The following is a 15,803-nucleotide window of genomic DNA, read 5'->3' on the forward strand; positions in this document are numbered from 1 at the left end:
CCTCCTTTGAGGCATATGTCAGTACATGAAACTATTTCGTGTTGACAAAAGCGCTTTAGACAGCGGCATTAAGCCGCTGTCTAATTGTTGCTTATGGTTTATGGCTTATTCCGGTTGTGTCGCGGCAGCATTTTTGGCTGCCAGATAGCCAAACGTAAAGCCGCGGGTATGGCTTAGTCCAGGGATATTTTCGGGATAATCGTTAAAGAAGAAGTTACCGGAGGCATTGCCGGCTGCATAGAAACCGGTAATCGGTTTGTATTCACTGTCCAGTACTTCCATCTTGGTATTGATTTTCAATCCGCCCAGGGTCACGAGGATTGCCGCGCCCATTTTGGCTGCATAATAAGGCGGTTTATCAATGGGCTTCAAGTAATATTTTGGCTTGCCGAAGTCGTAATCTATACCGTCTGCGCAGCATTGGTTATAGCGGTCAACGGTTACTTTAAAGGTCTCATACGGTACCTGCATCTTGCGGGCGAGTTCTTCCAGCGTGTTAGCAGATAAAATCGCGCCGGAGCGGATTTTTTCCTCTGTGACTTCTTTGGTCGTGCCATGGAAATCAGAGTAAATGGAATGGGCATTTCCCATGACTTCAACCTTAGCGTCATCACGCCATTTCTCATCCCATACGGAGTATTTCATATGGCCCGGCTTCATAATATCCGAAATACCGATCAACGGCCAGACGATGTCTTCATTGTTGGTGCGTTCGCCGAAAATGTTAATTCCCAGCCAAGGCTGACGGGCGACGCCAACACCGTAATGCAGCGGATTTTCCAGGTGGTAGCCGCCGCCGTCTTCATATAAGACACAGTTCGGGGCTTCATCCATCAAGGCACCGATCCACATTCCCATTTTTTGACCGTCACCGGTATTGCAGTGGTTTTCATACGAAATGCTGGCGGCATAAACGGCCAAACCGGCATATTTCTCCATCATTTCCGGATCCCACTCATAACCGCCGGAACAGAGGATAACCCCTTTGGAGGCATTGAACTGCAGATAATTGCCTTCTTTATCCTTAGCAATGACGCCGGTCACCCGACCCTGACCCTTTCTCAGCAATTGAACAGCGGGAGTTTCAAAGCGCATATCGACACCGCCGAGCATTTTGATCTTATTGACCATCATTTCGACCACCGTCTTCTCGCCGTTCGGATGGAAAAGCAGATCATAAACGACCTGTTTATGGGAACTACCGATGCCGGTGCCGATATCCTTCGGATATTTACGGGCTTCGATCTCAATACCTTGCTCGGTAGCGATATCGCACAGCCAGTCGGCGCACGGGCCGCTCATGTCAACCAGAAGATTGGCTAAACGCTGGTCACCGCGATAGCCGCTGAAAGCCATGATTTCTTTAACGACTTCGTTTCTTCTTTGGGCGATTTCTTCTTTGGTCGCGTTGGGATGATCATCACCCAAAGCCGGACGCAAACGACTGTTAAAACCGAAATTGCCGCGTCCCCGTGCATTCCAGGACGGCGATTTTTCAAGCATCACCACTTTGGCATTGGCTTCTCTGGCTGAGAGCGTTGCTGCCGCACCGGCTACACCACAGCCGATGACAACGATTTCCGTGTTGATAACTTCTTTGATCTGATCATCGGAAATGGGTGCAGGCGGAACTTCAAATGCGTATTTGGGCTCTTTTTCACAACTCAAAATTTTGACACCTACCTCGTTAACAAATTCTTTCTCATAGTTTCATTTTAGCGAAAAAGCAGTGGCATAACTACTGACACTCCGTGTGAATAATCATTGAGAATTACTACACTTTGTACTAGAATAATACTATCTGAATTGTTTTACTTATAGCACATCATTGGGAATTCTTGAATCTTTCATCTGTTACATTCTCCAAATTACATAAAAAACCAACTCAAAGTTTGTACATCATGTACATTATTCTATTATCCATAAACCGTTCCGGCAATGACGCTAATTCGAAAGGAGACGCACTAATCATGGCGATAACACTGCCGATGGTGTTAGACAGAATACCCGGCATTTTACAAGAAAATACAACTCTCTTTAAAAAAAGGAAAACGGACATTCAAGATATTGCACTACTTCATTTGCCTTGCTCGGAGTACTGGGAAAATCGGCTTTATATCCTGGATGAGAATGCTGATTTTAAGCTATTTCTTAATGATGCTCAGGTATTGCCAAGGAACCTCGTATATATAGAGGAAAATCGCTGTTTCTATACCGGGCAAAACATAGCCCATCCTATCTGTTTATCCGAAACGGGTTTCGAACAAACGACCTTGCTGACACAGCTCCAGGATGCGCTGTATTATTACCGGAAGATGATGGATGATCTCTTAACCGCGGTTGGCAATGATGCCGGGCTGCAGTCCCTGACAAATAGGATGGCTTCATATCTCCGTAATCCGATCGCTATTTTTGCCCGGGGTCTCAAATTACTGGCACATTCCCAAAATTATAGAATGACTGAAAAGTTATGGACGGACACAGAGGAAAAGGGTTATTTGGAGGTCGAGGGTCAATTTTCCGAAGGACTAAAGGAACAGGCAAAGATGAGTGAACACAATACGTCACCGTTCATCTTTGCTGCGGATTACATGCCCTATCGGATTGCATCCAAAACCATCGTCAGAGGCTCAAACCAAATCGGGGTTTTTCAGGTGATCGAATATAATACGCCTTTTTCCCAAGGTATCCTCGATATCATGGAAGTGATGAATATCTACCTGTCCATTGAAATCAATAAAAACGAACTGATTAATTTTAATCACGGCATTTTGCATGGGCAGCTGTTTATCGACTTATTGGAAAGGAAAATTGACAGCCTTCAGACGTTAAAAAGTCAAGGCAAATACCACGGCTGGCTGTTCGCCAAATATACGTTTGTCATGGTGATTAAGCCCATCTCACGCTTTCTGGTGGATGAACAACTGGCTAAAATCCGTAACCAGCTCAATGTGATCCTGCCCTTCGGCAACTGTCTTGTTTATGACAAAGGGATTGTCGTCATTGTCATCCGTTCTTCCGAAATGCCTTATCCCAGCGAAACGGAAGCACAGCTGTTGTCTCTGCTCTCCGAATGGCATCTTTGCTGCGGATTAAGCCGATATTCCACCAATTTGCTTGATGTTGCGCTGTTATACGAGCAAAGCCTACAGGCAATTAAGTTTGGGCTAACTCAAAACTCCGGTAATTATATTTATGATTACTGCCAATTTGCGCTCTATGACTTTTTGGACAGCTGTGTAGCCAACGACAAAATTAGCGCGTATTATCACCCGGCGCTTAAAATCCTGGGAGACTACGACAGCAAGCATCGCAGCGCCTTGCTCGCGACACTCCGCACGTATATCCAAAACCACAATAATCAAATGTCCACTGCCAAGAAGCTGTTCATCAGCCGCAGTTCCCTACTCTACCGGCTCCATAAAATCGAAAAAATGGCCGCCATCGATTTTGATGATCCAAATACGGTATTTCACCTGTTGCTGTCCTTTATGCTTCAGGAATATGCTGGCGTTGAGTCATGAGCGACTTGGGGTTTTTTTTATTATTATATCTTCTCTATTCCTCATCCACTTTTTTTCTTCCTGACTGACAGGCGTTGTCGTCAACGAGCTCTTTAGAAAATTCTACGGAAAGTTCCGTGGGAAATGATTTCTCAGACCGGCCTTTGCTCGCAGTTCGGTTCGTTTGTAACCCTTGGCTTCGCATCACGATCATCGCAAAAACAGAAGTCACGGCAGTCAGAATAAGTCCTGCGACGAGGCCTGTTCCCTGTCCCGGTATTAATGGCATGCTGATAATAATCAGGATTAAGCTCACTAAAACGATCCAGCTTGAGTACGGATATCCGGGCATCTGACACTTGCCCGACGGCGGGCAGCCGTGTTTCTTCCGAAAGCGCAAGTGTGTCGCCATGATGACAGCATAGGTGAAGAGCAGGGCAAACCCGCCGGAACTGATCAGAAATAAATAGACTCTGGGGAACAGCAAACCGATACCCAGTCCGGTAAGCATAGTCGCTCCTGAAAACAAAATGCCACGGTAGGGGACGTTGCCTCGGTCTTTTAGAACAGCGGGCGCCTGCCCTTCCGCTGCCAGAGACCGCATCATTCTGCCCAGTCCGAACATCGCAGCCAACATTGTGGAGAGAATGGCCGTGATGAGGACTAAATTCAGAACACTGCCCGCCCAGGTGATTCCCCATCGGTTAAGAGCGGCGACCATCGGACTGAATTCTTCACTTAGACTGGCAGTAGGTACCAGCGGCAAAAGTACTGTCATTGAAACAACATATAAACCCACCAGAATGACGACCGTTCGAAAAATGGCTTTCGGAACCGTCACGGCAGGGTTATCCGTTTCCGATGCAGCGAGTCCGATGATTTCAAAACCCGCATAGGAAAAGATGACAATCAGCATACTGCCTGCGATTCCTTTAAGGCCCGATGCCATGAAAGGTTCCCGAGCCAATTCCCCAGCGCCTATCCCGTGACCGTTGGCAAATAGCCCCAGGATCAAAAGTAAAGCAACAAGGATAAATGATGCCAGCGCTAACAGCTTAATGGCAGCAAGACCGCTCTCCAGCTTACTTAATTTATCCGCTCCGAGTAAATTTAGCAGTGTAACCCCTACGATAACAAAACTCCCCAGCAAGGCGACGGATAGGGCGGGGTACCATTCACGGACCAGGATCGACACAGCAGCAGCCTCACTGGACATCGCTAAAACCATTCCGATCCAATAGACCCATCCGACGACAAATCCCGCACTTGGGCCAAATGCTTGCGCCGCAAAGGTGCGGAAGGAGCCGACATCGGGATTGGCAACTGTCATCTCAGACAGGGCGAAGAGGGTAAAATAGACAATGATTCCTCCCAGAATAAACGCGATAATAATAGAAGGGCCGGCCGCATTAATGGCTACCGAGGATCCCAGAAAAAATGAACCGCCGATGACTGTTCCCAAGGCCAGCATCGTGAGCTGCCAGGCGGATAATCCATGCGCTTGTTTTTTCATAATACCGTCTCCATGCTCTAAGTAATGGGTGTTAACTTATTATCTCTTGAAACGCTGAAATCCATTCGAAAACGAGCGCATGGCTGCCAATAACTCTTTTTAATTCCATTCCTCTTGATATTACCGCGTAAAATTCACCTATAAACAGAATTGTTCCTGTTGTATCATCCGCAATGATGAACAGAAATGACCGGATGCAATGAAAACCGTAATGAAAGGAAATAGACCGCACCCGAAAGGATTACGGTCTATTTTCTATACCATGACCGCACTGAAGCGGTTCAGGTCATTATTGTAAGTATCCGATTAAACTTAATAGCACTAAGGTGTCACTGTTAATTTCACCGTATTCTTACACCATTTGTTCGAGGGCTGCTCTTTTAAGATAGTCATCAGCGGGCCGCTGTTTCCTAAAGCCTCACCGTCCCGATTATATGCAAGTATACTGCCTTCCGCATTGATCATATCCGGTGTGTACTCGCAGGCATAATCATCTGAAGCGACAGCGGAAACCTTGGTGTACGCCTTCACTCCAGCTGCTTCCAGAACTTTTGCCAGCGGGATTCCGGTGTATTCGTATTCCTGCTCCGATCCGTCTTTTTTCTTCATTGTCGCCTTCAAAGTGACTGCCGGAATGGCTCCCAATTCTTTTTCGGTCAGGGTCACTGTAGCGGATCCGTTAACAACATCGATGGTACAGGCGGGAACACTGCTTCCGGCAGTATCTGCCGGAGCCTGATTATTGTTCTGGGGCGCGTTGGCATTCGCATCCTGTTTAGCACCGGATGAACAGCCTGTCAGAACCAGTGCCAAAGAGAGCATAAGAACCGGTACAATAAGTAACTTTTTTGATACCTTGAACATTTCTTTCTCCTCCAAAAAATTATTTTTCTATTTTATTTGGACGAAATCATCCAAAATAAAATGACAATAAGAATAAAATTACAACAAGTATTCCCAGCAAAGCGATAACGGCATCTTTCCGGGTGAACAGCAGCGGGGTTAAAAATGTGCGTTTTGGATAAAGGCCAAATGCCCTGCCGTCCATGGACATACTCAGGGTATCTACCCGATGAATCGTCGTTGCCAGCAAGGGAACTAAAAGATAACGCAGCATGTTCATCAACCGTGTCCAAGAAAAGCCGTCATAACGGACACCTTTTAAGCGGACAGCCAAGCGGATCTGACGGAAATCATCCTGGTATCCCGGAATAAAACGCAGTGCGGTAATCAGCATGAATCCCCAGCGATAAGGAAGTCCGGCTTGAATCAAGCCCTGAACCAGCTTCATCGGATCGGTCGTGGCCACAAAAAGGAAACTGAGGCCGATGAGGTTTAGAAAACGCATTGCCAGCGCCAAGCCTTGCCCTAACCCCTCCGACCAGATCCCGAACTGCCATGGCCCAAGTCTGAACTGCCATAGCGGTGCCCCTTGCTGGCGGAAAAGAATTTGGATAAGCAAGATAAACGCAGCAAAAAACAGAATGAACCGCAGTTTCCGGAGCCAATACCCCAAGCCTAAACCGGAAGAAATATACCCCATAAGCAATATCCCAAGCAGTACAGCCCCTCGCGCCGCTTCGGCACTGATCAGCACCAGGCTGGCAAAAGCAAGCAAGAAACCTACTTTAACCAATGGATGAAGCTCCTGGATCCAGGAACTCCCCGGTATGAACTTCAGACCGGCCAAATCATCAAATTCCAATAGTTTATTAAAGAAAGACCGCGATTTCATGGCAGGTAAGCCTCCAAGCCGTTCTCTTTCAACCATGCAAACACATCCCCCGGCGGCGCATCACAGCCAACCCGGCCTTGGTCGATAAACAGCAGGCGATGACAATAACGGGCAACCACTTCCGGGTGATGACAGACCATCAGGACGGATCCGCCCCGCTGGCAATGGCTGTATAAGTGCGCCATTAAAAGATCGAGATGGGCGGCATCCTGACCGGCCAGCGGCTCATCAAGCAAGAGCAAAGACGGTTCATAAGCTAATACCGACACGGCGCAAAGCCGTTTCTTTTCCCCCATACTAAGCAGGAAAGGCGAGTTGTCCCGAACCATCGCCAGAGAAAATTCCTCAATCAGTTTCTCCGTAGCCGGCTGAAAATTCATTGCAGGTTTAAGCATTTGGGCCGCCAATATGGCTTCTTGCCATACGGTCCGCTCTAAGATCTGGTGCCCGGGATTTTGCAGAACCATGCCGATATCCCGGACTCGGGACTGGATATCCGCTGCCGTTATATCCTGCCCGCGATAAAAAATCTTGCCTTGGTCCGGCCGGCAATATCCTAACAGGGACAAAAACAGCGTTGTTTTGCCGCTGCCATTTGCACCCATCACCGCCGTAATCTCACCCGGCGCCAGCTGAAACGTGATATCATCCAGAACAAGCCGGCCTCCCCGCCGTACGGTCATTCCCTGAACACACAGCAGTGGGTCGGCTGCTATCGGGATATCTGTATGGTCGGCTTCTGTCTTTGCACCACGATTGCGGGCTTTGTCAAACTTCACTTTAGCCTGCAACGAATTGCTCAACGTGTTATCCAGCATGTCGCGATATACCGGGTTGACCTCCGAAGGGGTGCCGTCTGCCGCGATGCGCCCCTCATGGATAATCAGCATCCGATCAGCCATCGCGATAAACGGTTCTATCCGATGTTCGACCACGATCACGGTATAGCCGAATTGTTTAACTAACGTTATCAGACTGGCCGTCAAACCGGCTATGCCATCCGGATCAAGATTGGCCGTTGGTTCATCCAGCACCAAAATCCTGGGCTGCATGGCTAAGATGCAAGCCAGAGCGACGCGCTGTTTCTCTCCTCCCGATAAGCCGGCTACTTCGCGGTCCCGAAGGTGTTTGATATTCACAATACCGCATACGTCATCCAGCCTTGCTTGGATTTCAGCAGCCGCAAGGCGCAGGTTTTCCAAGCCAAAGGCGACTTCCTGGCGCACTGTAAATGTACATAATTGGGCATCGGGGTCCTGCTGGACCAGCCCGGCTATCCCGGCGATTTTCTCCGGAGGGGTACTCTTGGTATTTTGGCCGTCAACCAGGACATCGCCTTCCATGTCTCCCGGCCAGCCGTAAGGAATAAACCCGCAAAGGGTATAAGCGAGGGTGGATTTGCCGCAGCCGCTAAGCCCGGTAACGAGGACAAAAGAACCCTCCGCAATGGTTAAATTTATGTTGCTTAGAGCCGGGTGGCTTTTTCCCGCATAGGTAAAGGAAAAATCCCGCAGTTCGATCATATTCTGTTTCATTGAAGGACAAACCGGCTTACTTTTTGGGCCCAGTAACCACCTTCGTAATTCGCGGCAATTATCCGCAGCGTGGTTTCTTTCCCTTTATTTTCTGTGAGCAGCATTTTGTCGTCGTTCATGACTTTAGCCAGATCAAACGTCACCTCATAGCCGTCGGTGGCAATAACCTTTAATTCTTTCGCCTCAGGCAAGGGCCGGGCATCCTTAAGAATAATCCGGACTGGCACACCGGTATAATCCTGCTCCGGTATATGGGTAACCTTGCCGTTGAGGGCTGCGCTGATTGTTACCTCCTCGCTGGCATACGCTTTTAATCCTGTCTTCATCGGCTGTTCGACTTTTCCTTCGATGCTCAGTACAACACCCTGCCACGGCAGCTGATAAATATTTTTATAGTAATATATTGCACCGCCTGTAAAAGACAAAAGAATGATAACCGCTAAACCAAGGGACATCCCAGTGAGGATTTTTTTCTTTGGGGAAACCGTTCGCTCTTTTTCTACCGCAAGCCGTCCCGGCCGCAGTGTCGTTAATAAGGCGAGGGATTGATGCGTCAAATAGCCACCGAAAATCGCCCCAGAAACTAGTGCAGCCAGGCAGATCAAACCGATATAGACAAAGGAGGCACCTGAAAAATACAGAATTTGAAAAACAATCACATTGGATACAGATGCTAAAGCACCGGCAATCACCAATGTGGGTAAATTAATCGTTTGTTTGCTTAAGAATATTATTATTTCAATAATTAACCCCTCAATAACGCAAACGAGGACGATGGGTAGTCCATGCGGGCTGCCGGTAAAAAACTCAACCAATCCTTTAATCAGACCGGCGGCGGCTGCGGCCCCGCGTTTACGGATCAGGCAGGGAACCATTAACAACCAGAAAACATGGAGTCCGGCGATAAACTGCCCGGCTCCGAAAGGAACTCCGACCAGGCGATTCAAGATATTGCCGATATAACTGATATATGTACTCAGAACGCCGCCCAAGCCGCTGATCACAGCGATCATCAGGATATCCCTGCTTCTGCTCTTATAAGTTGTTTGCAGTGGGGGTTGCTCCACCTTATGCTGAGGCGTCTCCATTATTTAACCTCCATTCTTACGACATACCTTGCCCACCGGGCTCCGGCAGACGCGTAAGTATCCCAACCTTCACCCGGGGCGGACGTAGCGGAACAATCCGCATTATCATAAAGTCCATCGGCAGTTAAGAATACGATACGATAACCGTCCTGCCACTCGGGCGGCTGGCTGCCATTCCATTGGGTAGCCAGAATCATTTCCCCTTGTGCTTCCTGCCAACCGGCTTTTTCCGGATAGACATTACCGTAAGAATACGTCTGTTGGTAGCCGTCGACAGAGGTTATCACCAGTGTATTGTTTTCCGTCATACCGCCTACTTTTTCAAGAAGAGCTCGGATCGGGATCCCCGCATACGTTCCGGCGCCGCCGATATTGCCGTACTGGTTTTGGAAAGAAGCTTTCCCTTCAACCTCGGAAGCGGCAAATAAACCGTCGAAATCTTTGGCTTGCAACACCATGGAACCCGTGGCTCCTGTAACCGTTAGAATATCTCGCCTCGCCGGCGGATCAAAACGGTTGACTTTAATCGCCAGGGATGTGTTTTCGCTGTTAGCAGTGTTATTGGTGTTATTGGCGTTATCGGCGCTGACCAACAGCCAGTGATGGTAACCGCCTGCACCCGGCTCAGCATAGAGGTTGGCCCCGCCGCCCCCGCTGGTAATCAACGGCACGCCGTACTGACTGTACTGGTTAAACAGATGGATATGCCCGTTCATCACCGCCTCAATGTTTTGCTTGTGAAGTTGTACCATTGTTAGAAACGTTTTTGCAGCAGCCGCATCGGTCAGGGCATGGTCTTCTTTTGCGCCGCGGGGATCCACAGCAGGGATATGCATAAAAATCATCACTTTTGATTGCTGGGACAGTATACCATTGAGGTAAGCAAATTGTTCCTGAGACACCGTACCCACGGAATCATCAATGAAAACCAGGGTTTTACCTCCCCATTCAAAATCGTAATGCGCCGGAGCCAGCAATTTCTCATAGAGGGAGGTTCCGCCGCCTTTGATGTCATGATTGCCCGGAACCGTATAAATCGGGCAAAATAATTGCTGTGCAGTTTGGAGAAAGGCCTTATATTCATCCTCCGTGCCGCTGGCGGTCATGTCGCCAAGATGAACAACAAAATCCGGCTGCACACGGTTGATCTGTTTGATTGCCCCTTGGAAAGATTCATTGTTGCCCTGGGTATCGCCGATCACAGCAAAAGAACCTGCTGTTCCCCACGCCGCAGCGGGCTGAAGCAGGAGTTTCCCTTGCAAACCCTTGGGGATAGCGACCGTAATTTTTGTGGAAAGCGGCTGTTGGATTTGGACACCGGCTTGCGAAAGGTCGACTGTTCCATGTTCCCCTGTCAAGGAACCCTGCATCTGCTCAGCCGGAACATTGCTGATTTCAATCCGGCATTTTTGCCTGCTGCTAAGGTCAAACGCAATCACCGGTTGCCAAGCACGGTATACATAGACAGGTATTCCGTCGTCAGCAGGTAATGCTGACTGCAGGACTGCCCCTTTGACTTGGGGCGCACGCTCAGAGAGTGAAGACTGGGTAGCTGTTGTACTGCAGCCGAATACAACAAGACAGCATAATCCAATCAACAACGTTGTTAACAATCTTACTTTTCTCATGGGACTCTTCTTCCAAACTGTTTCTAATTGATTATTCTCACTATTTCCCCATACGCATTAATATCCGTACTCATTGCGATATTTTTGGCAGATTCAACAATTTCACCTGCTCGACTTGTTTCATGATGATTGGAGCCTTGTCTGCATTTTGGGCATCGATCAGAACCAAGGGCGCTTCGCCGTCGCCGAGAATACTGGTGTTTTTCTTATACGCCAGAATAATCTTTTCGTTATAAGACACATCTTGAGATGTATACTCCAGGATTTTCCCGTCTTTGGTGATGACCTGAACCGTATAGCCGGAGCGTACAATATCGCGATTCACCGAATAATGCCCGTCGACTTTTTCTCCGCCGTCCACAACCGCGACCATCATCCACAGACCCAAGCCCTCATAAACATCCGCCCCGCCATTACTCTTGGGGATTTCAATGGTCTGAACAGGATGCGGTGTTTCGGTGCAACTGGCGGCACTTTCATAGGTCGCCCTGTCAATTGTTTTCTCTTCATAACCACTAAGTTTTATCATCCAATCAGCCACGCCTGCTTTGATATTAATGGTATCCACCATTTTCACCCAGAGATGGCCGTCACTGATCGGATTGTCCTGGCCAACATAACATAAACGCGGCATCCCTTCACCCACCTCCGGGTCGCTGCAGGTGATACCCACGATGGCATCTAATTGCCGAACGGTGCCGTTTTTACCGTCTTCCTGGTAGGTCATGATATTCCCGGTAGCTTGCATATAGTCCAAGGTCATGGTGTAGCCGTCGGAAGCAACAAATTCAAACGCATCCGATGGTGCCAATTCGATTCCGGCTGCTTTAAAGACGTCGGATAGTTTCGGTCCGCTGATTTCAGCCGGGCCGACCAACGCACCCGTTGATTTTTTGAATGTTGCAGTTCCTTTAAACTGAGTCAGGCTCTTCAGATCCACCGTCTTCGCGTTGCCGTTGGTGTCAACGATTTTTATGGTTGTACTTTGCGCTGTCTGGCCCTGATCGGAATTGCCTGCTGTTGCTGTTTGGTCCGTGCCTTTGCTGCACCCAGCGAAAGCAAGCACCATAATCAGAAGACCTGTTAACATAAACCGGATCCAGCCCCTGAAATTCTTTTCTTTTTTCATTTTTCTCCCCCTTAGTTATGTAAATATATCAATCCTTCTGCAAGGATTGTTCATTAGCATCATGGTTCAAACTACTATCAATCACTCAGATTACTACAATTAATAAACTGATCAATACAACAACAACCTGATCAATCCTACTTCAATTATTTTGTGATTAAACAAACTTATTTAATTCTAATAATAACAAATTCTATTATGTTTTCATACCTTTTTCTACCACTGGTTTAAGGAAAGTTGGTATAATGAAGAGGATTGGAGGTTGACTTGAATTCATGCATATCTTTCTTACCGGTGAAATCCAAGTAGGAAAAAGCACAGTAATAACAAAGACACTTTCGCTGCTAAACATAACCCCAGGAGGGTTCAAAACTTACTTTGGGCCTGACAGAGGGGCAAAAAGCAGGCTGCTCTATATGAATGCCGCGGACAAACCACCCGTTTATCATGAAGGAAATGCCATAGCCCGTATGGTTCGGGAAGAAAAACCGGTCATTCTGTTGGAGAAATTTGACGTTTACGGCGCGGAATTACTCCGTTCGTCCATGTCCAATGCCCGTTTGATTTTAATGGATGAATGCGGAAATCTGGAGAAGTCTGCCCATATCTTTCAACGTGAAATATTTCGGTGCCTGGACGGGGATATTCCGGTTTTCGGTGTCGTTAAACAGGACAGTTATGGCTGGACAGACGGTATAAGAAACCATCCCAAGGTCTGTCTGTATACCGTGACAAAAGAGAATCGTGACTCGCTGCCTTTATTGCTTGCTGAGCAATTTGCGAATTCTATTTAATGTAATGATAAAGCAAATGATTTGGAGCAAACGTTTTTTAAATATGACGGATAAAAAAACAAACATAACCCTCGTCATGCTTGTTTATCTGGCAGGCGTTTTTATCGGCGCGCTTGATACCGGAATTGTTACACCCGCCAGAACGATTATTCAAAATAACCTGTTTGTTGAAGAAAAACTGGGGATTTGGCTGATCACACTCTATACGCTGGCCTATGCCGCAAGCATTCCACTTATGGGCAAGTTGGCGGATCTATTCGGCCGTAAGGTTGTTTACCTCACCAGTATCTTCATATTCGGCTTGGGTTCCTTATTTTGCGGTTTGGCCCAGGGGTTGGGCAGTTTTACCGTATTGCTCTTAGCACGCGTTATCCAGGCTATCGGCGGCGGGGGAATTATTCCGCTGGCGACGGCCGAATTTGGGACCTCCATTCCGCTGGAAAAACGCGGCTTAGCGCTGGGACTTGTCGGCGGGGTTTACGGAATCGCCAACATCCTGGGGGCTTCAGCCGGCAGTGCGATTCTCAGCAGCTTCGGCCCGGACAACTGGCCATTAATTTTTTATATTAACTTGCCGATTACGGCTTTGATCCTGATTATCGGGGTTATCTGCCTGCCCAATACCAAGCCTGCGGGAGCAAAAAACATCGATATCTTGGGGATTTCGATTTTAACACTCATGATTCTGGCACTTCTATATGGTTTAAAGAATATCGATTTTCTGCATTTCACAACTTCGGCGCAACGGTTTTCGGTCTATCCGTTTTTGACCGTTTTTATTTTACTCTTGCCTCTGTTTATTTGGACGGAAAAGAAAGCCGCGGATCCGATACTTAATATTTCTTATTTTTCGAATAGGAAAATTGCCATCACCTTTACGCTGGCCTTTATTACCGGCTTTTTGATGATGGGAATGATCTTTGTACCGCAATTTTCCGAAAATGCACTGAAGATGGCTCCGGGCACCGGCGGTTACTTTGTTATTATTCTTGGCTTATTTGCAGGCATTGGCGCTCCCGTCTCCGGTAAATTGATCGATCATTATGGTCCGAGGGTAATTCTTGCCTGCGGGTTTGTACTCTCCATTGCCGGATCTCTTTTTTTAGTTTTCGCCACGGCGAATCACCCCAGTCTGTGGCGTGTCATTCTCTGTCTGGTTCTCATGGGTTTAGGAACAGGCTTCACAATGGGAACACCATTAAATTATATGATGCTGGAAAATACCACAAAAAACGATGCCAACTCCGCTCTCGCCGCTCTCTCGCTGGTGCGTACCATCGGCACAACCATCGCTCCCGCAATTATGGTCGCCTTTCTCGCGCAAGCCGGCTTGAACGTTCAAGCCAACGTCAGAGACCTGCTGCCTCGGGAAATTACTTTACCACCGTTGCCCTATGCTACGGAGTTAACAACAACCATTGACCGTTTGAGAAGTGACCCCTCAACCAAACGGTATGTCGCTACGGTCTACATGCCGGACCTGTCTTTCCTGCAAACAATTGATATGGATATGAGCAGTGACAGTCCAATTGCTATTCCCGCCGACGTGTTAGATCGGCTGAAAGCTTCGGACGTAACCACCATCACTGCCAACTGTAAACGTGTTGCCCGCAGCCTGTTCTTCCAAACAACGCCCGAACTGGTTGATCGGATTGAGCACGGGATGCAGATTGGCATTGAGGAATTGAATATAAGCATTGCGGAAATCAATCAAAGCCCCACAACGGAATTGACAATTTCCGTCAGGAACACGCTGCAGGACACCATCGACAAAATGATTGTCCTGCGGCAAGCCATTCCCGGTGCATTTAACGCGGCGGGCGATAATTATTTGTCGTTGATAGACCAAAACAAAGGAAGGATTGAACAGGAGTATCAAAGGTTAATGATGATTGGATTTAAGCGTCTCTACCTTTCGGTTTCCATTGCTTCCTTATTAGGGCTGATTTTTCTGGCCTTTTATCGGAATTAGAAAAAAGACGTTGCCTTTTCTTTATTTCAGGGTGCACATGAATGAATTCTCAGTCCAACGCCTGTACAGGCAATTAAAGCAGCTTCGAGCGTTATCGTTTATATCTACTGTTTCTTCCGGCACATCCGCTTTATACTTCGGGCAGGCTTCTATACTTGCCCGATCATCTCCAAACTGTCTCATTTCATTTTTAGCCAGGGTCACCCATTCATTTTGGGAATTAAGTGCTACCAGAAGGACCGGCTTGCCATCATGTAAAACCGGTTTGGCTTTCCATTTGATTTGTACGTTTTTATCAGGATCTAACGACTGCATATCTATGGTACAAACAGCAAAAATAAGTTCTTCCTGCAGGAGCTGCTCTACGGTGTAGCTCTCCCCTTTGATTAAGGTCTCAATCCCGCCTTTGACTTCGCCGTCATTGCCGTTTAAGCGTAAGCCCACACCGGCTAAGGCCCCAATGATGCCTTCACCACTGCCGCCTTTCTCCTCAAGAAACACACCGGTCTCACTGGCAATCTTGTACGCCTGATCTTTGCTTAACACTTCCCATTTAGCCCGAAAACCGAATTCTATTAGAGCGCGCGGGTTTTTTATGGTTTCCAGAGCGGCGATACAGATGCCGGGGTCGGAGTCAGGAACGCTTTCAGCTCCAAGATAATCAGCCAGAGTTCCTTTCAGCTGGTCAAAGTATCGATCTCCAATTTCCGCATCAAAACACATCGAGCTATTATGAGACGTATAGGGTACATCCGGATGGAGAATAAGCTGGTGCCTAGAAATAATTCCGCATTTTCCCCAGCCATTTTGTTCGATAATCCCCGTCATTTCGGAGGCAATCGAACCGGTGCCTTTGGATTCCAGATTATCGGTATCGTCAATACATATAAGCAATTTCATAATTAT

The 15,803-nt window shown here is 47.7% G+C and carries 12 protein-coding genes; 3 read left to right on the top strand and 9 right to left on the bottom strand.

The annotated features are described in order from the left end of the window. Positions 1-105 precede the first annotated feature (105 nt). Positions 106-1,668 carry an FAD-dependent oxidoreductase gene (locus LPY66_RS17395; protein ID WP_337985508.1) on the bottom strand — a complete coding sequence of 521 codons (1,563 nt, stop codon included), beginning with the start codon at positions 1,666-1,668 and terminating at the stop codon, positions 106-108. A 302-nt stretch (positions 1,669-1,970) separates the two neighbouring features. Between LPY66_RS17395 and LPY66_RS17400 the strand changes: the two genes are divergently transcribed. Next, positions 1,971-3,524, top strand: coding sequence for a PucR family transcriptional regulator (locus LPY66_RS17400; protein ID WP_337985509.1), 1,554 nt, complete (start codon positions 1,971-1,973; stop codon positions 3,522-3,524). A 34-nt stretch (positions 3,525-3,558) separates the two neighbouring features. Here the strand turns inward: LPY66_RS17400 and LPY66_RS17405 are convergent, their stop codons facing one another. The 7 genes from LPY66_RS17405 to LPY66_RS17435 all read right to left on the bottom strand — a co-directional run bounded on the left by LPY66_RS17405 (position 3,559) and on the right by LPY66_RS17435 (position 12,131). Next, on the bottom strand, positions 3,559-5,016 hold the full coding sequence (locus LPY66_RS17405) for an amino acid permease (protein WP_337985510.1): 1,458 nt from the start codon (positions 5,014-5,016) through the stop codon (positions 3,559-3,561). Positions 5,017-5,337: 321 nt separating this feature from the next. Continuing rightward, positions 5,338-5,880, bottom strand: a complete 543-nt coding sequence (locus LPY66_RS17410; protein WP_337985511.1) for a molybdopterin-dependent oxidoreductase — start codon at positions 5,878-5,880, stop codon at positions 5,338-5,340. Positions 5,881-5,926: 46 nt separating this feature from the next. Beyond that, complete coding sequence (locus LPY66_RS17415; RefSeq protein ID WP_337985512.1) at positions 5,927-6,787, bottom strand: energy-coupling factor transporter transmembrane component T family protein; 861 nt, start codon at positions 6,785-6,787, stop codon at positions 5,927-5,929. Continuing rightward, positions 6,748-8,286 carry an ABC transporter ATP-binding protein gene (locus tag LPY66_RS17420; RefSeq protein WP_337985513.1) on the bottom strand — a complete coding sequence of 513 codons (1,539 nt, stop codon included), beginning with the start codon at positions 8,284-8,286 and terminating at the stop codon, positions 6,748-6,750. Before LPY66_RS17420 ends, LPY66_RS17415 begins: the two co-directional genes overlap by 40 nt. Next, entirely contained in the window at positions 8,283-9,374 is a 1,092-nt protein-coding gene (locus LPY66_RS17425) for an ECF transporter S component (protein WP_337985514.1), read from the bottom strand. Before LPY66_RS17425 ends, LPY66_RS17420 begins: the two co-directional genes overlap by 4 nt. Continuing rightward, positions 9,374-11,002, bottom strand: a complete 1,629-nt coding sequence (locus LPY66_RS17430; protein ID WP_337985515.1) for a metallophosphoesterase family protein — start codon at positions 11,000-11,002, stop codon at positions 9,374-9,376. Before LPY66_RS17430 ends, LPY66_RS17425 begins: the two co-directional genes overlap by 1 nt. Before the next feature lie 70 nt (positions 11,003-11,072). Next, the gene (locus LPY66_RS17435; protein WP_337985516.1) at positions 11,073-12,131 is read right to left on the bottom strand and encodes a hypothetical protein; all 1,059 of its coding nucleotides are present in this window, start codon (positions 12,129-12,131) and stop codon (positions 11,073-11,075) included. A gap of 275 nt (positions 12,132-12,406) precedes the next feature. Here LPY66_RS17435 and LPY66_RS17440 point away from each other — a divergent pair, with 275 nt between their 5' ends. After that, the gene (locus tag LPY66_RS17440; RefSeq protein ID WP_337985517.1) at positions 12,407-12,925 is read left to right on the top strand and encodes a nucleoside-triphosphatase; all 519 of its coding nucleotides are present in this window, start codon (positions 12,407-12,409) and stop codon (positions 12,923-12,925) included. A 16-nt stretch (positions 12,926-12,941) separates the two neighbouring features. Further along, the gene (locus tag LPY66_RS17445) at positions 12,942-14,897 is read left to right on the top strand and encodes an MFS transporter (RefSeq protein ID WP_337985518.1); all 1,956 of its coding nucleotides are present in this window, start codon (positions 12,942-12,944) and stop codon (positions 14,895-14,897) included. A gap of 21 nt (positions 14,898-14,918) precedes the next feature. On the opposite strand, the gene LPY66_RS17450 is transcribed toward LPY66_RS17445, so the two are convergent. Further along, complete coding sequence (locus LPY66_RS17450) at positions 14,919-15,797, bottom strand: hypothetical protein (protein WP_337985519.1); 879 nt, start codon at positions 15,795-15,797, stop codon at positions 14,919-14,921. Positions 15,798-15,803 lie beyond the last annotated feature (6 nt).

This window comes from Dehalobacter sp. DCM (assembly GCF_024972775.1).
In the GTDB taxonomy this organism is placed as follows: Bacteria; Bacillota; Desulfitobacteriia; order Desulfitobacteriales; family Syntrophobotulaceae; genus Dehalobacter.